Raw genomic sequence first — 21,138 nt, 5'->3', positions numbered from 1 at the left:
CCTTCCCGAGGCTGTCCCGAAGATGTTGATCCTGCGCGGCGCTCCTGCCCTTTCTGCCTTTCGCCACAGTAAGCTCCTTGAGCAACTGAGCCAGAAGGTCCCGGCTGTCAGTGGCCTGTATGCTGAATTCGCTCACTTCGCCGAAGTTACCGGCGTCCTGACCGGCGACGAACAGCAGGTGCTTGCGCGCCTTCTGAAGTACGGTCCAAGCGTTCCGGTCCAGGAACCGACCGGTCGTCTGTTCCTGGTGTTGCCGCGTTTCGGCACCATCTCGCCATGGTCGAGCAAGGCCAGCGACATCGCTCGCAACTGCGGTCTGACCAAGATCCAGCGCCTGGAACGCGGCATTGCGTTCTACGTGGCCGGCCAGTTCAGCGATGCTCAAGCGCAACTGATCTCTGATGCGCTGCACGACCGCATGACCCAGATCGTCCTGGGCAACCTCGAACAGGCCGCCGGCCTGTTCAGCCACGCCGAGCCAAAACCCCTGACCGCGATCGACGTGTTGGGTGGCGGCCGCGCCGCGCTGGAAAAAGCCAACACCGAGCTGGGCCTGGCCCTGGCGGAAGACGAGATCGATTACCTGGTCAACGCCTTCGTCGGCTTGAAGCGCAACCCGCACGACATCGAACTGATGATGTTCGCCCAGGCGAACTCCGAGCACTGCCGTCACAAGATCTTCAACGCCAGTTGGGACATCGACGGCGAGAGCCAGGAAAAAAGCCTGTTCGGCATGATCAAGAACACCTACGTGATGCACAGCGAAGGCGTTCTGTCGGCTTATAAGGACAACGCTTCGGTGATCGTCGGCTCCGTGGCCGGTCGTTTCTTCCCGGACCCTGAAACCCGCCAGTACGGTGCGGTGCAGGAACCGGTGCACATCCTGATGAAAGTCGAGACGCACAACCACCCGACCGCGATTGCCCCGTTCCCGGGCGCATCCACCGGTTCCGGTGGCGAGATCCGTGACGAAGGCGCAACCGGCCGTGGCGCCAAGCCAAAGGCTGGCCTGACCGGTTTCACCGTGTCGAACCTGCAGATCCCGGGCTTCGAACAGCCGTGGGAAGTGCCATACGGCAAGCCTGAGCGCATCGTTACCGCGCTGGACATCATGATCGAAGGCCCGCTCGGCGGCGCTGCGTTCAACAACGAGTTCGGTCGTCCGGCCCTGACCGGCTACTTCCGTACCTTCGAACAGTCGATCACCACCCCGCACGGTGAGGAAGTTCGCGGTTACCACAAGCCGATCATGCTGGCTGGCGGCATGGGCAACATCCGTGAAGAACACGTCAAGAAAGGCGAGATCCTGGTCGGCTCCAAGCTGATCGTACTCGGCGGCCCGGCAATGTTGATCGGCCTGGGCGGCGGTGCGGCTTCCTCCATGGCCACCGGCACCAGCTCGGCGGACCTGGACTTCGCATCTGTACAGCGCGAAAACCCGGAAATGGAACGTCGCTGCCAGGAAGTCATCGACCGTTGCTGGCAACTGGGCGACAAGAACCCGATCAGCTTCATTCACGACGTGGGTGCGGGCGGTCTGTCCAACGCCTTCCCGGAACTGGTCAATGACGGCGACCGTGGTGGCCGTTTCGAGCTGCGCAACATTCCAAACGACGAGCCGGGCATGGCCCCGCACGAAATCTGGTCCAACGAATCCCAGGAACGTTACGTTCTGGCCGTCGGCCCGGCTGATTTCGAACGCTTCAAGGCGATCTGTGAGCGTGAGCGTTGCCCGTTTGCCGTAGTTGGTGAAGCCACTGCCGAACCGCAACTGACAGTGACCGACAGCCACTTCGGCAACAGCCCGGTGGACATGCCACTGGAAGTGCTGCTGGGCAAGGCTCCACGCATGCACCGTTCGGTGGTTCGTGAAAACGAACTGGGCGACGATTTCGATCCGTCGACCCTCGACATCGCGAACTGTGTCGAGCGCGTTCTCCATCACCCGGCCGTGGCCAGCAAGAGCTTCCTGATCACCATCGGCGACCGCACCATCACCGGCCTCGTGGCCCGTGACCAAATGGTCGGCCCATGGCAGGTTCCGGTGGCCGACGTTGCCGTCACCGCCACCAGCTTCGACGTTTACACCGGTGAAGCCATGGCAATGGGCGAGCGTACTCCGCTGGCACTGCTGGACGCTCCGGCGTCGGGCCGCATGGCCATCGGCGAAACCCTGACCAACATCGCTGCCTCGCGCATCGGCAAGATCTCCGACATCAAGTTGTCGGCGAACTGGATGTCGGCGGCCGGTCACCCGGGCGAAGACGCACGTCTGTACGACACCGTGAAAGCGGTCGGCATGGAGCTGTGTCCAGAGCTGGGCATCACCATTCCGGTGGGTAAGGACTCGATGTCCATGGCCACCCGTTGGAACGATGAAGGCGTGGACAAGTCCGTGACTTCGCCAATGTCGTTGATCGTGACCGGTTTCGCGCCAGTGACTGACATCCGTCAGACCCTGACTCCGCAACTGCGCATGGACAAGGGCACCACCGACTTGATTCTGATCGACCTCGGTCGCGGCCAGAACCGCATGGGCGCCTCGATCCTCGCGCAGGTTCACGGCAAGCTCGGCAAGCAGGCTCCGGACGTCGATGACGCCGAAGACCTGAAGGCGTTCTTCGCCGTGATCCAGGGTCTGAACGCCGACGGTCACCTGCTGGCTTACCACGACCGTTCCGACGGCGGTCTGCTGACCAGCGTTGTCGAGATGGCCTTCGCCGGTCACTGCGGCCTGAGCCTGAACCTCGACGGTCTGGCAGAAACTTCCGCCGACATCGCCGCCATCCTGTTCAACGAAGAACTGGGTGCCGTGATCCAGGTTCGCCAGGACGCCACACCGGACATCCTCGCGCAGTTCAGCGCTGCGGGCCTGGGCGACTGCGTGTCGGTGATCGGCCAGCCGATCAACAACGGCGAGATCAACATCACCTTCAACGGTGACACCGTGTTCGAAGGCCAGCGTCGTCTGCTGCAGCGCCAGTGGGCCGAGACCAGCTACCAGATCCAGCGTCTGCGTGACAACGCCGACTGCGCCGATCAGGAGTTCGACGTTCTGCTGGAAGAAGACAACCCGGGCCTGAGCGTCAAGCTCAGCTACGACGTCAACCAGGACGTGGCCGCACCGTACATCAAGAAAGGCATTCGCCCGCAGGTTGCCGTACTGCGCGAGCAGGGCGTCAACGGTCAGGTGGAAATGGCCGCTGCGTTCGACCGCGCCGGTTTCAACGCGATCGACGTGCACATGAGCGACATTCTGGCCGGCCGTGTCGACTTGAACGCGTTCAAGGGCATGGTCGCTTGCGGCGGTTTCTCCTACGGCGACGTATTGGGTGCCGGTGAAGGCTGGGCAAAATCGGCACTGTTCAACAGCCGTGCCCGCGATGCGTTCCAGGGTTTCTTCGAGCGCAACGACAGCTTCACTCTCGGCGTGTGCAACGGTTGCCAGATGATGTCCAACCTGCACGAGCTGATCCCGGGCAGCGAGTTCTGGCCGCACTTCGTGCGTAACCGTTCCGAGCAGTTCGAAGCCCGCGTTGCGATGGTGCAGATCCAGGAATCGAACTCGATCTTCCTGCAAGGCATGGCCGGTTCGCGTATGCCGATCGCCATTGCCCACGGCGAAGGTCATGCCGAGTTCTCCAGCGAAGAAGCGTTGCTGGAAGCCGACCTGTCCGGTTGCGTGGCGATGCGTTTCGTCGACAACCACGGCAAGGTCACCGAGAGCTACCCGGCCAACCCGAACGGCTCGCCGCGCGGGATCACCGGTTTGACCAGTCGCGACGGTCGCGTAACGATCATGATGCCGCACCCGGAGCGAGTGTTCCGCGCTGTGCAGAACTCGTGGCGTTCGGATGAGTGGAACGAAGATGCACCGCTGATGCGCATGTTCCGTAATGCTCGGGTGTGGGTGAACTGATAGCCGTGTACAAGCTCAGCTTCTTCGTTTCCGACAGTCATGTCGACGTGGTCAAAAGTGCCGTATTCGCTGCCGGTGGCGGGCGGATCGGTGCTTACGACCACTGCGCGTGGCAGGTGCTGGGCCTGGGTCAGTTTCGCCCACTGGACGGCAGTCAGCCGTTCATCGGCGAGGCAGGGCAGGTCGAGCAGGTCGAGGAATGGAAAGTTGAGCTTGTGGTGGTCGATGAGTTGATTCGCGCGGTGGTGGCGGCTCTCAAACAGAGCCACCCCTACGAGACACCGGCTTATGAAGTGTGGCGGCTGGAGGATTTCTGATTCTCTGGCTGCTGAAATGAGAAACCCGCTGAAAGTGATTTCAGCGGGTTTTTTGTTGTCTTGAATTCCTCTGTCGGCGCTGACGCAGGCTGCGATCTTTTGAATTTATTTTTCGAGGGCGATCAATGCTCGTAGGGAATTACGGGCGGATTTCGATCATCGTGCCGTCCGGCACCAGGTTCCAGACTTCGCGCATGTCCATGTTGCGCATGGCGATGCAGCCGTCGGTCCAGTCCAGGGTGTGGAACAGTTGCTCAGGATTGTCTTCGGTGTCCGGGGTGCCATGGATCATGATCATGCCGCCGGGATCGACGCCTTCACGCCGTGAGCGGGCGGAATCGCTGATGTTCGGGTAGGAAATGTGCATCGCCAGATTGAATTTTTCACTGGTCTTGCGCCAGTCGAGCCAATAGAAGCCTTCCGGCGTGCGTTTATCGCCTTCCATCAGCTTATGTCCCTTGGGGCGTTTGCCCAGGGAAATGCGATAGGTCTTGATCGGCTTGCCGTCATTGATCAATTGCAATTGATGGGAAGACTTGAGAACCAGGACTTTCTCGATGACCTTGCCGTCGAGCGATCCCACGGCTGAAGCCTGGGACACCGCTACGAACGACAAACAGAACAGGGCAAGCAACCAGCGCATTGAAACGATTCCCCAGGAGGTGTCGCGACTATATATATTTATAGGTGTTTTTGTGGGCGCTGCCGAAGGCTGCGATCTGTCATTGCCTACCGATGATAAAGAGGCATCAAGTGATCGCAGGTGACGTCAGCGGCGGGATCGATTCGGACCGCACGGGGTAGACCTCGGTCCGCCGGTCAGCGAAGAAGCATTCTAAGGTACGGCCCACCGTGCGGAAAGCCAGCTCGTCCCACGGAATGTCCGCTTCGTCGAATAGTTGCACTTCCAGGCTCTCTACGCCGGCGGCAAAGTCCAGGTCCGCCAGTTCGGCGCGGAAGAACACATGCACCTGGCTGATGTGCGGCACATCGATCAGCGTATAGATGCTCAGGTTGCGCACCCGGGCGCAGGCTTCCTCGGACGTTTCGCGAATGGCCGCCTGCTCGATGGTTTCACCGTTCTCCATGAAGCCGGCGGGCAGGGTCCAGTAGCCCAGGCGCGGCTCTATCGCGCGGCGGCAGAGCAAGACCTTGGTGCCCCAGGTCGCGACGCAGCCGGCGACGATATTGGGGTTCTGGTAATGAATGGCGTGACAGCTGTCGCAGACAAAACGCAGGCGTGAATCGCCTTCGGGAATGCGTTGGGTCACCGGGTTGCCGCACTGGCTGCAAAATTTCATGCTTGGGTTCCTGAATGCTGCGCCTATCTTGGCGTGCGGCGGTGTCTGTCGGCAAGTTGTCGTTTCGCGACATGGGATTGTTGCGGGGGTTGGGCGGTCGCAGCGATTGGTGCATGATGCCGGGTAAGGCACAGATCGAGAACACTCATGCTGGACGAGCTACTGCATCGGGTAAGCAACCACACACCGCGCACGCTGGAGACCGACTGCCGTTTCCCCGAGGCCGCCGTATTGGTGCCCATCACCCGCAGTGACGAACCGGAACTGGTGTTGACCCTGCGTGCCAGCGGGCTCTCGACCCATGGCGGCGAAGTCGCCTTCCCCGGTGGACGCCGTGACCCCGAAGACCCGGACCTGATTTTCACCGCCCTGCGCGAAGCCGAAGAAGAGATTGGCCTGCCGCCGGGATTGGTCGAGGTGATCGGCCCGCTCAGCCCGCTGATCTCCCTGCACGGCATCAAGGTCACGCCTTATGTCGGCGTGATTCCGGATTTCGTCGAATACCGGGCCAATGATGCCGAGATCGCCGCGGTGTTCAGCGTTCCGCTGGAATTCTTCCGCAAAGACCCGCGTGAGCACACCCATCGCATCGATTATCAGGGCCGCAGCTGGTACGTGCCGAGCTACCGCTACGGCGAGTACAAGATCTGGGGCCTGACGGCGATCATGGTCGTCGAGTTGATCAATCTGCTTTATGACGCGAAAATCAGCCTGCACCAGCCACCCAAAAGCTTTATCAATACCTGAGCCATCGTTCGAATGGCTGAATTTGCGGCTGCCTGAGCCCTGAGGAAAATCACGATGAAATACCGTCTGGGCGACGCCCGTGTCGAAACCCACCCACAGAGCTGGGTCGCCCCCAATGCCGTGCTGGTGGGCAAGGTCAAGCTGGAAGAGGGCGCCAACGTCTGGTTCAACGCCGTGCTGCGCGGCGACAACGAGTTGATCCTGATCGGCAAGAACAGCAATGTGCAGGACGGCACCGTGATGCACACCGACATGGGCTACCCGCTGACCATCGGCACCGGCGTGACCATTGGCCACAACGCCATGCTCCACGGCTGCACCGTGGGCGACTACAGCCTGATCGGGATCAACGCGGTGATCCTCAACGGCGCGAAGATCGGCAAGAACTGCATCATCGGTGCGAATTCATTGATCGGCGAAGGTAAAGAGATTCCGGACGGTTCACTGGTCATGGGTTCGCCGGGCAAAGTGGTGCGCGAACTGACCGAGCCGCAGAAAAAAATGCTGGAAGCCAGTGCCGCTCACTATGTGCATAACTCGCAGCGCTACGCCCGCGATCTGGCCGAGCAAGCAGAATGAGCGCGCCAGAACGCCCGGTCGCATCACCCTGCGTGAGCATTTGTGCGCTGGATGACGATGACATCTGCACCGGTTGCCAACGCACGGTGGAAGAAATCACCCGCTGGAGCCGCATGGACAACGCCGAGCGCCGCAAGGTGCTGGGGTTGTGTCATGAGCGGGCCAAAGCCAGTGGGTTGGTGTGGATGATCGGTAAAACCCCAGGCGCCTGAGCCGTCTCTTGGAAAGTGCTGCGCACTTTATCGCGAGCAGGCTCGCACACAGTCGACCGCATTCCCATGCGTGCGAGCTCGCTCCTACAGTATTCTGTGCGGCAAATTGACAGGTACCTTTCCGCCCATGCTCTTCTTGATCGCCTACATCAGCAGCGTCGTGCTGATCAACTTCGCCTTTTCCACCGCCCCGCACCTGGACATCATCTGGTCGGCCTGGGGCGGGCTGGTATTCATCCTGCGCGATATGGTGCAAACCCGCTTCGGCCACGGCGCGATTGCGGCGATGCTGGTGGCACTGGTGCTGTCTTATGTCACGTCCGATCCGTCGATCGCCCTGGCCAGCGCCACGGCGTTCGCGGTGTCCGAGTGCATCGACTGGCTGGTGTTCAGCATCACTAAACGCCCGCTGCACGACCGTCTGTGGATAAGTTCGGCGTTGAGCATTCCACTCGACACCGTTATCTTTTTCGGCATGATCGACGCACTGACGCCGGCTGTGGTCATCACCGCACTCGGCTCGAAGTTCGCTGGTGTGACCGCTGTATGGCTGATCATGGCCTGGCGTCTGCGCAAACAGGCTGTCGTCGGCTGAAGTTCATGTAAAATGCCGCGCTTTCTCCCCATGGGAAGCGTGCTTCCCTCGATGATCCGCTCCTTGAGGACCTTCAGATGACCCGTATCGGAACCCCATTGTCGCCCACCGCGACCCGCGTATTGATGTGTGGCTGTGGTGAATTGGGCAAGGAAGTGGTGATCGAGCTGCAACGTCTGGGCGTTGAAGTGATTGCCGTGGACCGCTACGCCAACGCGCCGGCCATGCAGGTGGCGCACCGCAGCCACGTGATCAACATGCTCGACGGTGCGGCCTTGCGTGCCGTGATCGAAGCCGAGAAGCCGCACTTCATCGTGCCGGAAATCGAAGCCATCGCCACCGCGACGCTGGTTGAGCTGGAAGCCGAAGGCTTCACCGTGATCCCGACCGCCCGCGCCGCGCAGCTGACCATGAACCGCGAAGGCATCCGTCGCCTGGCCGCCGAAGAGCTGGACCTGCCGACCTCGCCGTATCACTTTGCCGACACCTTCGAGGACTACAGCAAGGCCGTTGAAGACCTCGGTTTCCCGTGTGTCGTCAAGCCGGTCATGAGTTCGTCGGGCAAAGGCCAGAGCCTGCTGCGCAGCGCCGATGACGTGAAGACAGCCTGGGATTACGCACAGGAAGGTGGCCGCGCCGGTAAAGGCCGCGTGATCATCGAAGGCTTCATCGATTTCGACTACGAAATTACCCTGCTGACCGTGCGCCACGTCGGCGGCACTACGTTCTGCGCGCCGGTCGGTCACCGTCAGGAGAAGGGCGACTATCAGGAGTCCTGGCAGCCGCAAGCCATGAGCCCGATTGCCTTGGCCGAGTCCGAGCGCGTTGCCAAAGCCGTGACCGAAGCCTTGGGTGGTCGTGGTCTGTTCGGCGTCGAGTTGTTCATCAAGGGCGATCAGGTGTGGTTCAGCGAAGTTTCGCCGCGCCCGCATGACACCGGTCTGGTGACGTTGATTTCCCAGGACCTGTCGCAATTTGCACTGCACGCTCGTGCGATTCTGGGCTTGCCGATTCCGTTGATCCGTCAGTTCGGGCCTTCGGCTTCGGCGGTGATCCTGGTGGAAGGTCAGTCGACCCAGACCGCTTTCGCCAACCTGGGCGCTGCCTTGAGCGAGCCGGATACGGCGTTGCGCCTGTTCGGCAAGCCTGAAGTCAACGGCCAGCGCCGCATGGGCGTGGCACTGGCCCGCGACGAGTCGATCGAAGCCGCCCGTGCCAAGGCGACCCGTGCTTCGCAGGCGGTGGTCGTAGAACTGTAAAAACAGCTATGGCGGGCCTATACCTTCTATAGGCTCGCCACATTTCACTGTAGGAGCGAGCCTGCTCGCGATGGGTTCAAGAACACCGCGGGGAACCAGATTCCCCGCGTTATCGTTTACGACCATCGCGAGCAGGCTCGCTCCTACAGGTCATTCTTCAGGCCTGTACCCCATGAATTCGCAAAGCATCATCGTCCCGAAAATTTCCACGCTGCCGGTGCATGAGCCCCGGGCCCGGGCGATCGTGCGTTGGCTGGTGCGCAAGAACATCATCCAGGAAGAACTGACCACCTGCGGTCGCACCGGCAATCGCATGGCCCACGCCATCGGCGACGGCGCGCGCGCGGTGGTCCTGCATCCGGAGGCCCTGCCGTTCGGCGAACCGGTCAATGGCCTGGAAATCGTCACCAAGCGCTGCATCTACACGCCGGCCAAGGGCTTCCTTGAGGAAGCGGGCTGCGCCGAGTGCCGCAAGGAAATTGGCGAAGCCCTGTTCGAAAGCCTTGAAGACTGGATGCCCGGGCGCACCGACAACTTCACCTGCCCGGAATGCGGGCATGAAGACGACATCAACGGTTTTCTGTTTTTGCAGGAATGCGGCTTCTCCAACCTCGGTTTCATCTTCAACAACTGGGCCGAGGCCGGGTTCAAACAGAGCTTCCTCGATGAAATTGCCGATTGGCTGGATCAGCCGGTCAGTTGGGTCAAAGTCGAACTCTGAACGCCGTATTCTCCCGTATATCTGTAACATCGATAATAGGCAGAGTTTTACATTGAACCCGAGGGGGTGTCTGACTATAATGGCGCGCTTCCATTTTCCCGCTCGGGAGCCCCCGCGATGCTGCGTATCAGCCAAGAAGCTCTGACATTCGACGACATTCTCCTAGTGCCCGGTTATTCCGAGGTGCTTCCTAACGAAGTCAGTCTCAAGACCCGCCTTACCCGTGGCATCGAGCTGAATATTCCACTGGTTTCCGCCGCCATGGACACCGTCACTGAAGCCCGTCTGGCAATTGCCATGGCTCAGGAAGGTGGTATCGGCATTATCCACAAGAACATGACCATCGAGCAGCAAGCTGCCGAAGTCCGCAAGGTCAAGCGTTATGAAGCCGGTGTGGTCAAGGATCCGATCACCATCGACGCCGACGCTACCGTGCGCGAACTGTTCGAACTGACCCGCATGCACAACATCTCCGGCGTTCCGGTGCTGCACAATGGCGACCTGGTCGGCATTGTCACCTCCCGTGACGTGCGTTTCGAGAACCGTCTGGAAGCCACTGTCCGTGAAGTGATGACGCCTAAAGAGCGTTTGGTCACGGTCAAGGAAGGCGCCGACAAGAACGATGTGCGTGAACTGCTGCACAAGCACCGCATCGAGCGCGTGCTGATCGTCGACGACAAATTCACCCTCAAGGGCATGATGACCGTCAACGACATCGAAAAAGCCAAGGCTTACCCGCTGGCCAGCAAGGACGATCAAGGTCGTCTGCGCGTGGGCGCTGCCGTCGGCACCGGTAAAGATACCGGCGATCGCGTTGCAGCCCTGGTCAACGCCGGCGTTGACGTGGTGGTGGTCGACACCGCTCACGGTCACTCCAAAGGCGTGATCGACCGCGTTCGCTGGGTCAAACAGAATTTCCCTGAAGTGCAGGTGATCGGCGGCAACATCGCCACCGGCGCAGCAGCCAAGGCCCTGGCCGAAGCGGGCGCTGACGCCGTCAAGGTCGGTATCGGCCCTGGCTCGATCTGCACCACCCGTATCGTCGCCGGTGTCGGCGTCCCGCAAATCAGTGCCATCGCCAACGTTGCCGCTGCCCTTGAAGGCACTGGCGTACCGTTGATCGCCGACGGCGGCATCCGTTTCTCCGGTGACCTGTCCAAGGCCATCGTTGCCGGTGCTTCCTGCGTGATGATGGGCTCGATGTTTGCCGGTACTGAAGAAGCGCCGGGCGAGATCGAACTGTTCCAGGGTCGTTCGTACAAGGCTTACCGCGGCATGGGTTCGCTGGGCGCCATGTCCCAGGCTCAAGGTTCCTCCGACCGTTACTTCCAGGATTCCTCGGCAGGCGCCGAGAAGCTGGTTCCGGAAGGCATCGAAGGCCGTGTTCCTTATAAAGGCACCCTGAGCGCGATCATCCACCAACTGATGGGCGGCCTGCGTTCCTCGATGGGCTACACCGGTAGCGCCAACATCGAAGAAATGCGCACCAAGCCTGAGTTCGTACGGATCACCGGCGCTGGTATGGCCGAGTCCCACGTTCACGACGTGCAGATCACCAAGGAAGCGCCAAACTACCGCGTAGGTTGAGCCTTCTAGCAAAAAGTTAACGACCGGGGCTGTTTTATTCAGCCCCGAGTTGTTTCTGAATCACGACTGTTTCCGAATTTTTTAGACGAGACTGAATCATGGCCCTCGACATTCACGCCCACCGCATCCTGATCCTCGACTTCGGTTCCCAGTACACCCAGCTGATCGCCCGCCGCGTGCGTGAAATCGGCGTGTACTGCGAACTGCACCCGTTCGACATGGACGAAGATGCGATTCGCGAGTTCGCTCCTAAAGGCGTCATCCTTGCTGGCGGCCCGGAGTCTGTTCACGAAGCCAACAGCCCGCGCTGCCCGCAAGCAGTCTTCGACCTGGGTGTACCGGTCTTCGGTATCTGCTACGGCATGCAGACCATGGCCGAGCAACTGGGGGGCAAGGTTGAAGGTTCCGAGCTGCGTGAGTTTGGTTATGCCCGCGTAGACGTGGTCGGCAAGAGCCTTCTGCTCGACGGCATCGAAGACCACATCGACGCCGACGGCCTGTTCGGCCTCGACGTGTGGATGAGCCACGGTGACAAGGTCACCAAGATGCCGGAAGATTTCCACATCCTGGCCAGCACCCCGAGCTGCCCGATCGCCGGCATGTTCAGCGACGAGCGTCGCTACTACGGCGTGCAGTTCCACCCGGAAGTGACCCACACCAAGCAGGGCGGTCGCATCCTGTCGCGCTTCATCCTCGACATCTGCGAGTGTGAAGCCCTGTGGACCCCGTCGAAAATCGCTGAAGACGCCATCGCCCAGGTTCGCGCCCAGGTCGGCACCGACAACGTCCTGCTCGGCCTGTCCGGTGGTGTGGACTCGTCCGTGGTTGCCGCGCTGCTGCACAAAGCCATCGGCGACCAGCTGACCTGCGTGTTCGTCGACAACGGCCTGTTGCGCCTGCACGAAGGTGAGCAAGTGATGGCCATGTTCGCCGAGAACATGGGCGTCAAGGTGATCCGCGCCAACGCCGAGGACCAGTTCCTCAACAACCTGGCCGGCGAAGCCGACCCGGAGAAGAAGCGCAAGATCATCGGCCGTACCTTCATCGACGTGTTCGATGCCCAGTCCAACAAACTGGACAACATCAAGTACCTGGCCCAAGGCACCATCTACCCGGACGTGATCGAGTCGGCTGGCGCGAAAAGCGGCAAGGCCCACGTGATCAAGTCGCACCACAACGTGGGCGGCCTGCCGGAAGAAATGAACCTCAAGCTGGTTGAGCCACTGCGCGAGCTGTTCAAGGACGAAGTCCGTCGTCTGGGTCTGGAACTGGGCCTGCCGTACGATATGGTCTACCGCCACCCGTTCCCGGGCCCGGGCCTGGGCGTGCGCATCCTCGGTGAAGTGAAGAAGGAGTACGCCGACCTGCTGCGTCGCGCCGACCACATCTTCATCGAAGAACTGCGTAAAGCCGACTGGTACCACAAGGTCAGCCAGGCATTCGTGGTGTTCCAGCCGGTGAAATCGGTTGGCGTGGTCGGCGACGGCCGTCGTTACGCCTGGGTCGTGGCCCTGCGTGCTGTGGAAACCATCGACTTCATGACCGCACGTTGGGCACACCTGCCTTACGAACTGCTGGAAACCGTTTCCGGCCGCATCATCAATGAAATCGAAGGCATCTCCCGCGTCACTTACGACGTGTCGAGCAAGCCGCCAGCGACCATTGAGTGGGAATGATCGTGATCGGGCCTGAGCATTCAGGCCCGCAACGATAGTGGCAAGAAAAGCCCCCGATCGCGAGATCGGGGGCTTTTGTCTATTTCAGGGGATGCGCGTGAGTTTCAAACCGTTGCGCTCGAGTGCTGCTCTGAGATCGGCCAGGCTGGCGAATCGTTTGCCGCTGATGCTGCCCCATTGCGGCCGGGTGAAGTAGAAACCGGTGGCGTCCGCATGTACCGGGGTGATGGCCAGCAGGCCGCTCCGGCTACGGTGAACCAGTCGAAACTGGTTGCCATACGTGTCGAGGGTGATCATGCCGGACTTGCTGAGCGCCGTCTCCAGCACTTGCTCCCGGGCCAGTTCGGGCGATTCCAATTGCAGGAGCCAGTCGTTCTTGACCGTCTCTTCCGTACCGTCAAGGCCGCTGGTTCCGGTTTCCCCCGGATCGTGTTTGATGGTGGTCGGCTGAGCGAAATCGGCGCTTTTTACCCGCAGGCCGACAGCGCCCTCCAGTTCACTGATACCGGCGACACCGTTGAAGGTATTGGCGTGGGTATTGCCAACCAGCGCCACCCAGCGATGTGAGCCCCTGACGGCTTGATCGCCCCTGATAACGGTCCTGGCGAAGTAATTCATCATGGTCTGGCGGTGGTAGGGGGCGACCTGGTGCATGCCGTCGACGCGATAACTGCCGGCACAGTCGATAGCCTGCACGCGGATGTGGTTTTTCTGTGCGGTCTTGACCACGTTCAGAAAGGTGAAGCGACTCGATGGATCGATCCCATAGCCTTGATCGAGGTTCGTGAGATAGTGCTCCAGATCCTCTGAGAGCGGGCCGCCTCGGTTGAAGACATCCAGGTCGACCTGGTGAAAATCGGTGAGCAGATGTTCCATGTACAGGGTGTTGACGTTCTGCTTCCTGAGAATCGCCATGTTCTCGATCAGGAACTGTTTGCTACCAATGCTGGAGTGACTTTCACCAATCACTATCCCGGGTGATTCCTTTAGCAGCGCCTTGATGATGGTCTTGGGCCGGGTTGCGGGGCTGAACAGCGGAATGTCCGGCCTGGCAGGGAGTGGCGGGTGGTTCTGGTAGAAGTTCGTTGCGTCCTGATACAGGCTCTTCCTCAGGGTCTTGAAGCGCTTCACGGCGCCGTCCGGATTGAAGATATCGTCGTAATCATCGCTGAGCTCACGGGTTGAGTTAGCGTCGGTGACGTAGGGTTTGAGCTCGGCGCGCAAGTGCAGGGGCATGTCATACGGGGTCATGGGCGTGGCGATATCGGGCAGGGGGTCTGGCCTGCGTCCCCAAGGCAAGTCGCCGAAAATTTTTCCGCCACCCCGCAGCCCGGGCCGTGTCATGGGGACCCATTCACCCTCGGCGTTCAGCCGGACCGGCAAGTTGCGGTGGAAGGAGAACGGGTTGACAGGGTCGATGATGAACCAACTGTGCATATCGTTGACGTAGCGGACCTGGTAGTAAATGTCATCGATCCGGATGTAGTTGCCGCCGGTAGGCGACTTGTAGATGTTGCGAAACTTGCCCTCCTGCGCCACGACGTCCAGGCCGTCGAGCACTTCATTGGTTTCGAACGGGGTCAGCGGGCCTTCAGGTTTGGGAACATAGGTACGACCTGGTGCCGCCAGCTCGATTTTCGGCACGGCCTCGGTCGGGTACTCCTTTTCCGGCGGGAGATTGTCCTGCGCAGTGAACTCTGTTTTGGCTTCCTGGATTTCGGCCAGTTCGGCGGCTCCGCCCAATGCGAGGGCGTTGAACACCGTGTTGATGCTGCTGAAAACAGCGCTGAGAACCCCGGCCTTGCGGTCTTGGGCATTCATGCCATTGACTGCCTGATCGATGTTCAGTCCGATGTTGGCAATCCCGGCCCCGACCGCTGCCAGGGCAATCGGCCAACCGGCAACCGCCATGGCCCCGAAGAGGCGAGTGACGGTGCTCAGGTAACCGATCCACATTTTTTCCCGCAAGTCGGCATTGGAACGCAGTGATAGTTCGGCGTCGCTGAACATGCGCTCCATGACCGAGGCGCCAACCCAGGTGAAGGCATCGATCGTGATATCGGGCGCATCCTGGTCGAACAGGCTGCTGTCGTATTTACCCCAGGTGACATAGAGCAGGTCCAGGGTGTTGTTGAGGCCGATATTATCCGAATCCTGTTGTTGGGCTGACAAGGGAAAGTGCGTCATGAAACGTGCCCGGTTGTCCGCGTGGTTGTTCTGGCAGAGCAGCCACCAGTGCAGGTCGTGGGACGTTTCGAAGACATGGAAGGCGTCCAGTTCGCCTGGCGTGTAGAGAATCTGCCGGCCGTGGCGGTCGATGATGCGCAGGATATCGGTTGCGCGATAGATGCCGATGTACAGCGGGGCAACTCGCAAGCCTTCGACGGCGGCGGCTTCCCCCTTGAGCATGTCCAGGGTAATCGGCCAGGCGATATTCCCGGCCACGGCCTTGAGCACGGTCTTGAGGTTTTCATTGTTCAGTCGCGAGCCGTCGTGTTCCTCCAGGGCCTTGGCGATGAAATTGAGCTTGGTCAGGGTTCGGTAGTCATCCGTGTGTTTTTGCCAGAACTCATCCATTTTCTCCCAGTAGCGGTCATGGAAGTTGATGCGCCACAGGTCCTTGATGACCTGGCTCGGGCGCATTTTGACTTCGTTGGTTTCGTTGTAGATCCGTGCGTTCGCCCCTTCGCCGTAGAATCCGCCATCGCTGTCCAGCAGATCGGGGTTGTCCTGGTCGTGGCCATGAAAACGCTGGACCACCAATTGCGGCAGGGTCAGCGATTCAATGGGTTTGGGATAGTGCTCCCAGAACAGGAAGGCCTTGTTGCTGGTGACCGAGGTGTTGTCGAAACGGTGCCACCAGACCTGATCCGGGTCGATGTGGCGGATGCCGTATTGATCGAGAATGCCCTGGGCCTCTCGATAAGCCATGTCCTGCATGTCCGGGCAGGCTTCTACAAAGGGAATCACCAGATCCTTGAGGGCGCGCAGGTCGTCGAGGCTGGGAAGTGGGAATTGGCTATTTGTATCATAGGAATTCACGTCTCTCTCCTTGAGAAATGGATGGGTTGAAGGGGGCACTATGCCGCACGGACTACAGCTGGATCTGTAGGAACCATGGCGGTTGGTGGCGGGGATACATAGACCAAGGCTGTAGGAAGTAGACCCGCGTTAACACCGGTCTGCGGCCGTCGGTCACCGACGCTTTGCTGTTTCTTTCACAATTGCGGGTGTATCGTATTCGCCTTTTGCAGGCCCCGGGCCTGTCGCTGATACGTGAGGTAGTTGAGTCCATGTCGTTTACCCGTCGCCAAATCCTCGGTGGCCTGGCCGGTCTTGTTGTCGTTGGTGTCGGTGCGGGGGGCGCGTCGCGATACTGGCTGGGCAAGCGGGCTGACGCCGAAGCGGGCCACGACTATGAGCTGATCGCGGCGCCGCTGGATGTCGAACTGGTGGCGGGGCACAAGACCCCGGCCTGGGCGTTCGGTCCGTCGGCGCCGGGCACCGAGTTGCGGGTGCGCCAGGGCGAGTGGCTGCGGGTGCGTTTCATCAACCACCTGCCGGTGGCGACCACCATTCACTGGCACGGCATTCGTCTGCCGCTGGAAATGGACGGCGTGCCTTACGTGTCACAACTTCCGGTGCTGCCGGGGGAGTATTTCGATTACAAATTCCGTGTGCCGGATGCCGGCAGCTACTGGTATCACCCGCATGTGAACAGCAGCGAGGAACTGGGTCGCGGGCTGGTCGGCCCATTGATTGTCGAAGAGCGCGAGCCGACCGGTTTCAAGTACGAAAAGACCTTGAGCCTGAAAAACTGGCACATCGATGACCAAGGCAATTTCGTCGAGTTCAGCATTCCCCGTGAAGCGGCCCGTGGTGGCACGGCGGGGCGCCTGTCGACCATCAACGGGGTCCCGCTGCCAGTCATTGACTTGCCTGCCGGGCAAATCACTCGGGTACGGCTACTGAACCTCGACAATACCCTGACCTATCGCCTGAACATTCCTGGCGTCGAAGCGCAGATCTATGCGCTTGACGGCAACCCGGTCGAACCGCGCCCGTTGGGCAAGGAATACTGGCTTGGCCCCGGCATGCGCATTTGCCTGGCGATCAAGGCCCCGGCGGCCGGTGAAGAGTTGTCCTTGCGCAACGGTCCGGTGCGCCTGGGGACGTTCCGTTCGGTGGCCAATTCCGATGCGCCAACCGAATGGCCACCCGCGCTGCCCGCCAACCCGGTCGCCGAACCGGACCTGGCCAATGCCGAGAAACTCAACTTCAATTTCGAATGGGTGGGTTCGGTGTCGGTCAATGTCGACAACGGCAAGCCGCCGAGCCTGTGGCAGATCAACGGCAAGGCCTGGGACATCACCGACAAGACCTGCGCCGATCGGCCGATTGCCAAGCTCGAAAAGGGCAAGAGCTACATTTTCGAATTGAAGAACATGACTCAGTATCAGCACCCGATTCACCTGCACGGCATGAGCTTCAAGGTCATCGCCTCGAATCGGCACAAAGTCATTCCGTATTTCACCGACACCTATCTGCTGGGCAAGAACGAGCGCGCGCAAGTGGCGCTGGTGGCGGATAACCCCGGCGTGTGGATGTTCCACTGCCACGTGATCGATCACATGGAAACCGGCCTGATGGCCGCTATCGAGGTGGCGTGATGCGTCAGATTCGTCCCGCCGCGATCATCGACCGCAGCCATGACCGCGACTTCATGCGTGAAGCGCTGGCGTTGGCAGCTCAAGGGGCGGCCCTCGGCGAAGTGCCGGTGGGCGCGGTGCTGGTCCAGGACGGTGAAATCATCGGTCGCGGCTTCAATTGCCCGATCAGCGGCAACGATCCAAGCGCCCATGCCGAGATGGTCGCCATCCGCGCCGCCGCCCAGGCCGTCAGCAACTATCGTCTGACGGGCAGTACGCTCTACGTGACGCTGGAACCGTGCAGCATGTGCGCCGGGTTGATCGTGCATTCGCGGATCGCGCGGGTGGTGTATGGCGCGCTGGAGCCGAAAGCGGGGATCGTGCAGAGCCAGGGACAGTTTTTTACCCAGGGCTTTTTGAATCACCGTGTGCTGTATGAAGGCGGAGTGTTGGCGGAGGAGTGTGGGGCGGTGCTCAGCGAGTTTTTCAAGGCGCGGCGCGCGAAGCCTTCAGACTAAACACCGAACCCCTGTAGGAGCGAGCAGGCTCGCTCCTACAGGGATCTTCATTGGGATAATTATTTGCGGGCGACGATCACCGCCCGCATCGGCGCCGGCAAACCTTCAATGGTCTTGCTGTGGTCTTCGGGATCAAGGAAGTCACTCAGCGACTGATACTTCATCCACTCCGTCCCACGCTGCTCCTCGACGGTGGTGGTGCTCACATCCACACACTTCACGTCCGTGAAGCCGGCGCGACGCAGCCACAATTCCAGCGCTGGCACCGACGGCAGGAACCACACGTTGCGCATCTGCGCGTAGCGGTCTTCCGGCACCAGAACCTGGTGTTTATCGCCTTCGACCACCAGGGTTTCCAGCACCAGTTCACCGCCCTTGACCAGGCAATCTTTCAGCGCCAGCAAATGCTCGATCGGCGATCGGCGGTGGTAGAACACGCCCATGGAGAACACCGTGTCGAACCCTTCGAGGTTCGGCGGCAGGTCTTCGAACGGGAACGGCAGGTGCCAGGCATTCGGTTCGGACAGGTAGCGCTGCACGGCCTGGAACTGGCAGAAGAACAGCCAGTTCGGGTCGACACCGATCACGCTGTCCGCACCGGCACCGAGCATGCGCCACATGTAGTAGCCGTTGCCGCAGCCGACGTCGAGGATGCGTTTGCCTTTCAGATTCAGATGCGGCGACACCCGCGACCATTTCCAGTCCGAGCGCCATTCGGTGTCGACGTGCACACCGAAGAGGTCGAACGGCCCTTTGCGCCATGGCGACAAGCCCATCAATGCATTGCGCATTTGCGCGCGGGTCGCGTCATCACAGTCGGTGTCGAGCTTCAAGCCATTGAGCAAATCGACTTCGCTCGGCTGAATCTTCGGCAAGGCATCCAGCGCACTCTGCCAGCGCTCCAGGTCGCCGTGACCCTTTTCCATTTTCTTGTCGAGTTGCGCTTGCAGGGTGTTGGCCCAATCAGCCAGTGGTGTGCCGGCCAGACGGCGGGCGAGGGGGGACAGATCAATCATGGCAAGGCAATCAACGAGGCAAAGTTAAGACACTGGAACCACGGCACGACTTTCGAGAACCCGGCGGCCAACAGGCGCTCGCGGTGTTCTTCGAGGCTGTCGGGCTTCATGACGTTTTCGATGGCGCTGCGCTTCTGGGCGATTTCCAGTTCGCTGTAGCCGTTGGCGCGCTTGAAGGCGATGTGCAGGTCGGTGAGCAGCGCATGCTCCTGCTCGTCTTCAAAACGCAGTTTTTCCGAAAGGATCAGCGCACCGCCGGGCAACAGCGACTGGCGGATGCGCGACAGCAGCGCGGTGCGCTGGTCCGGGGCGATGAATTGCAGGGTGAAGTTCAACGCCACCACCGAGGCTGGCTGGAACTCCAGGGCAAGGATGTCGCCCTCGATCACATCGACCGGCAGCAACTCCTGGAACATCGAATCCTGACCGTTGAGGTACTCGCGGCAGCGTTCGACCATGGCGGCGGAGTTATCCACAGCGATTACGCGGCAACCGTCGGTGCGCACATGGCGGCGCAGGGCCTGGGTCACGGCGCCCAGCGACGAACCCAGGTCGTACAGCACGCTGTTAGGCTGGGCGAACTGCGCGGCAAGCACGCCGAGGTTCTCGACGATAGTCGGATAACCCGGCACCGAGCGCTTGATCATGTCCGGGAACACCCGCACCACGTCCTCGTTAAAGGCGAAGTCAGGCACCTGGGCCAAAGGCTGGGCGAAAAGGCGATCGGGTTCTTTGCTCACGGCGGTTCCAGCGGTGTAGGTGGAAAAGGCCGGCATTTTAGCCAAGTTGGCGCGGGGATGCGCGGGTTGTCTGATAAACCGGCGGATGAGCGCGCAATCCAGGTAGCAGCTGCTACAAAGGGCGCTGCGATTGGGGAAATGCGGAGGCTGTTATCCCCCATTGCCCCAACCAATAACTGAGGATAATCACATAAGGTGCCGCATCAAACGGCATCACAAAGCGGCTGATGCCGATCACGCTATCGGAGAACACAAACGCCACAGCACCACCCGCGGCCAGCAGCGCCGAGCGCTTGGGCACTTCGGTGCCGAGGCGGGCCAGTGCGCGCCAGAGCATGGCGCTGATAGCCAGACCGTAGACGATCACCGGAATCAGCAATGGCCCCAGACCATGGGAGATCAGAATTCCCAATAGGGTGGCGCCGACACCGAGGGCGACTATCAGGGGCAGCAACGCCAGACGCCGACAATCGCTCAAGTAGGCTTTGAGATACGCCAAGTGCGCGATCAGAAACGCGCTCAGGCCAAACACAAACAAATCCCCCGGCCATGCCAGCAACACATCGCCGATCAGGGAGAAAATCAGGCCGAGGCTGATCCAGCGTCGATAATCAGTGGGCGGCGCATCGTGCAGCCAGCCGAGCAGGGCCAGCACCGGCAGCGGCTTGACCAGCAGGCAGAGCAACGCGGCATGCACGCTCAGACCATACAGGAACGTCACCGCGCCCATCAGCGCCAGAATCAGCCAGCCCACGGTCAGTTCACCGAGATTGCGCAGTCGAACGAATCAACCGGCAGCACTTCCGGCGCCCATGGCTGTTGCGAGGTCAGGCGCAAGCGCCCGGTACCGGGGGCGAAGGCCTGGAAGCGCCAGGTCGATACGCCGGCGGCGCCGACGATACCGGCATCTTCGGGGTTGCGATAAACCTCGGGACCTAACGCGTGCAACACGCCACCGGCCGAATCCTGGATCGACCAGCGATAACCCGTGGTCGGGTTGCTCGGCAGGGTCAGGATCAGGTTTTGTCCGCTGCTGAGTTTCACCGGGCATTCGCTTTGTTTTTCCACGGTCACATTGTGTGCAGGTTGCGTGGCGCATCCGGCCAGCAAGGCGAGGGCGAGGGGGATAAACAGGCGAGTGGGGGACATAAGGTCAGTGGCTCCGGCGTTCACGACGAACGGCGAGCATAACCGAGATGAGACAAATTGTGACAGCCGCCGAAGGAGACGGTGACTGGGAGGACGCCATCGCTGGCAAGACAGCTCCCACAGTGATCGGCAGTGTGAACAAAATGTGTGTCC

General features: G+C 60.6%; 19 protein-coding genes. 12 read left to right on the top strand and 7 right to left on the bottom strand.

Annotation, left to right across the window (positions count from 1 at the left end; translation table 11 throughout):
* The first annotated feature begins 22 nt into the window (after positions 1–22).
* Positions 23–3,919, top strand: a complete 3,897-nt coding sequence (gene purL / locus ACNYC6_RS08210; RefSeq protein ID WP_419711871.1) for a phosphoribosylformylglycinamidine synthase — start codon at positions 23–25, stop codon at positions 3,917–3,919.
* Positions 3,920–3,924: 5 nt separating this feature from the next.
* On the top strand, positions 3,925–4,236 hold the full coding sequence (locus ACNYC6_RS08205; protein ID WP_419712932.1) for an NGG1p interacting factor NIF3: 312 nt from the start codon (positions 3,925–3,927) through the stop codon (positions 4,234–4,236).
* Between the two features lie 139 nt (positions 4,237–4,375).
* On the opposite strand, the gene ACNYC6_RS08200 is transcribed toward ACNYC6_RS08205, so the two are convergent.
* Together ACNYC6_RS08200 and ACNYC6_RS08195 are read right to left on the bottom strand one after the other, a co-directional pair.
* On the bottom strand, positions 4,376–4,879 hold the full coding sequence (locus ACNYC6_RS08200) for a L,D-transpeptidase family protein (RefSeq protein ID WP_419711870.1): 504 nt from the start codon (positions 4,877–4,879) through the stop codon (positions 4,376–4,378).
* 106 nt (positions 4,880–4,985) lie between these two features.
* Entirely contained in the window at positions 4,986–5,537 is a 552-nt protein-coding gene (locus tag ACNYC6_RS08195; RefSeq protein WP_419711869.1) for an NUDIX hydrolase, read from the bottom strand.
* Between the two features lie 147 nt (positions 5,538–5,684).
* Between ACNYC6_RS08195 and ACNYC6_RS08190 the strand changes: the two genes are divergently transcribed.
* From ACNYC6_RS08190 to guaA, 8 genes are all read left to right on the top strand, one after another.
* Positions 5,685–6,284, top strand: coding sequence for a CoA pyrophosphatase (locus ACNYC6_RS08190; RefSeq protein ID WP_419711868.1), 600 nt, complete (start codon positions 5,685–5,687; stop codon positions 6,282–6,284).
* A gap of 54 nt (positions 6,285–6,338) precedes the next feature.
* Positions 6,339–6,863: a gamma carbonic anhydrase family protein gene (locus ACNYC6_RS08185; RefSeq protein WP_419711867.1), complete on the top strand. Its 525-nt coding sequence runs from the start codon at positions 6,339–6,341 to the stop codon at positions 6,861–6,863.
* A complete protein-coding gene (locus tag ACNYC6_RS08180; protein WP_419711866.1) occupies positions 6,860–7,075 on the top strand; it encodes a DUF1289 domain-containing protein in 216 nt (71 codons plus the stop codon). The genes ACNYC6_RS08185 and ACNYC6_RS08180 overlap by 4 nt, the downstream gene beginning before the upstream one ends.
* Before the next feature lie 127 nt (positions 7,076–7,202).
* The gene (locus ACNYC6_RS08175; protein WP_419711865.1) at positions 7,203–7,670 is read left to right on the top strand and encodes a preQ0 transporter; all 468 of its coding nucleotides are present in this window, start codon (positions 7,203–7,205) and stop codon (positions 7,668–7,670) included.
* Between the two features lie 77 nt (positions 7,671–7,747).
* Positions 7,748–8,929: a formate-dependent phosphoribosylglycinamide formyltransferase gene (purT, locus tag ACNYC6_RS08170; protein ID WP_150701974.1), complete on the top strand. Its 1,182-nt coding sequence runs from the start codon at positions 7,748–7,750 to the stop codon at positions 8,927–8,929.
* A gap of 172 nt (positions 8,930–9,101) precedes the next feature.
* Positions 9,102–9,650 (top strand): sugar ABC transporter ATPase, encoded by a 549-nt coding sequence (locus tag ACNYC6_RS08165; RefSeq protein WP_419711864.1) that lies wholly within the window; start codon positions 9,102–9,104, stop codon positions 9,648–9,650.
* Between the two features lie 117 nt (positions 9,651–9,767).
* Entirely contained in the window at positions 9,768–11,237 is a 1,470-nt protein-coding gene (gene guaB / locus ACNYC6_RS08160; protein ID WP_419711863.1) for an IMP dehydrogenase, read from the top strand.
* A 98-nt stretch (positions 11,238–11,335) separates the two neighbouring features.
* A complete protein-coding gene (guaA, locus tag ACNYC6_RS08155) occupies positions 11,336–12,913 on the top strand; it encodes a glutamine-hydrolyzing GMP synthase (RefSeq protein WP_419711862.1) in 1,578 nt (525 codons plus the stop codon).
* A gap of 84 nt (positions 12,914–12,997) precedes the next feature.
* On the opposite strand, the gene ACNYC6_RS08150 is transcribed toward guaA, so the two are convergent.
* Complete coding sequence (locus tag ACNYC6_RS08150; RefSeq protein WP_419711861.1) at positions 12,998–15,955, bottom strand: dermonecrotic toxin domain-containing protein; 2,958 nt, start codon at positions 15,953–15,955, stop codon at positions 12,998–13,000.
* 251 nt (positions 15,956–16,206) lie between these two features.
* On the opposite strand from ACNYC6_RS08150, the gene ACNYC6_RS08145 reads away from it, so the two are divergent.
* A complete protein-coding gene (locus ACNYC6_RS08145; RefSeq protein WP_419711860.1) occupies positions 16,207–17,583 on the top strand; it encodes a multicopper oxidase family protein in 1,377 nt (458 codons plus the stop codon).
* Positions 17,583–18,080: a tRNA adenosine(34) deaminase TadA gene (gene tadA / locus ACNYC6_RS08140; protein ID WP_419711859.1), complete on the top strand. Its 498-nt coding sequence runs from the start codon at positions 17,583–17,585 to the stop codon at positions 18,078–18,080. The genes ACNYC6_RS08145 and tadA overlap by 1 nt, the downstream gene beginning before the upstream one ends.
* 59 nt (positions 18,081–18,139) lie before the next feature.
* Here tadA and cmoB read toward each other — a convergent pair whose 3' ends face one another.
* From cmoB to ACNYC6_RS08120, 4 genes are all read right to left on the bottom strand, one after another.
* A complete protein-coding gene (gene cmoB, locus ACNYC6_RS08135) occupies positions 18,140–19,096 on the bottom strand; it encodes a tRNA 5-methoxyuridine(34)/uridine 5-oxyacetic acid(34) synthase CmoB (RefSeq protein WP_419711858.1) in 957 nt (318 codons plus the stop codon).
* Complete coding sequence (gene cmoA / locus ACNYC6_RS08130; RefSeq protein ID WP_419711857.1) at positions 19,093–19,872, bottom strand: carboxy-S-adenosyl-L-methionine synthase CmoA; 780 nt, start codon at positions 19,870–19,872, stop codon at positions 19,093–19,095. Before cmoA ends, cmoB begins: the two co-directional genes overlap by 4 nt.
* 76 nt (positions 19,873–19,948) lie before the next feature.
* Positions 19,949–20,590: a lysoplasmalogenase gene (locus tag ACNYC6_RS08125; protein ID WP_419711856.1), complete on the bottom strand. Its 642-nt coding sequence runs from the start codon at positions 20,588–20,590 to the stop codon at positions 19,949–19,951.
* 2 nt (positions 20,591–20,592) lie between these two features.
* Positions 20,593–20,985: a protease inhibitor I42 family protein gene (locus tag ACNYC6_RS08120; protein ID WP_419711855.1), complete on the bottom strand. Its 393-nt coding sequence runs from the start codon at positions 20,983–20,985 to the stop codon at positions 20,593–20,595.
* Between the last annotated feature and the right edge of the window lie 153 nt (positions 20,986–21,138).

This window comes from Pseudomonas sp. NFX224 (assembly GCF_048565165.1).
Classification (GTDB): domain Bacteria; phylum Pseudomonadota; class Gammaproteobacteria; order Pseudomonadales; family Pseudomonadaceae; genus Aquipseudomonas.
The sequence above is the reverse complement of the archived record's forward strand: the minus strand, read 5'-3'. Positions and strand labels throughout refer to the sequence as shown.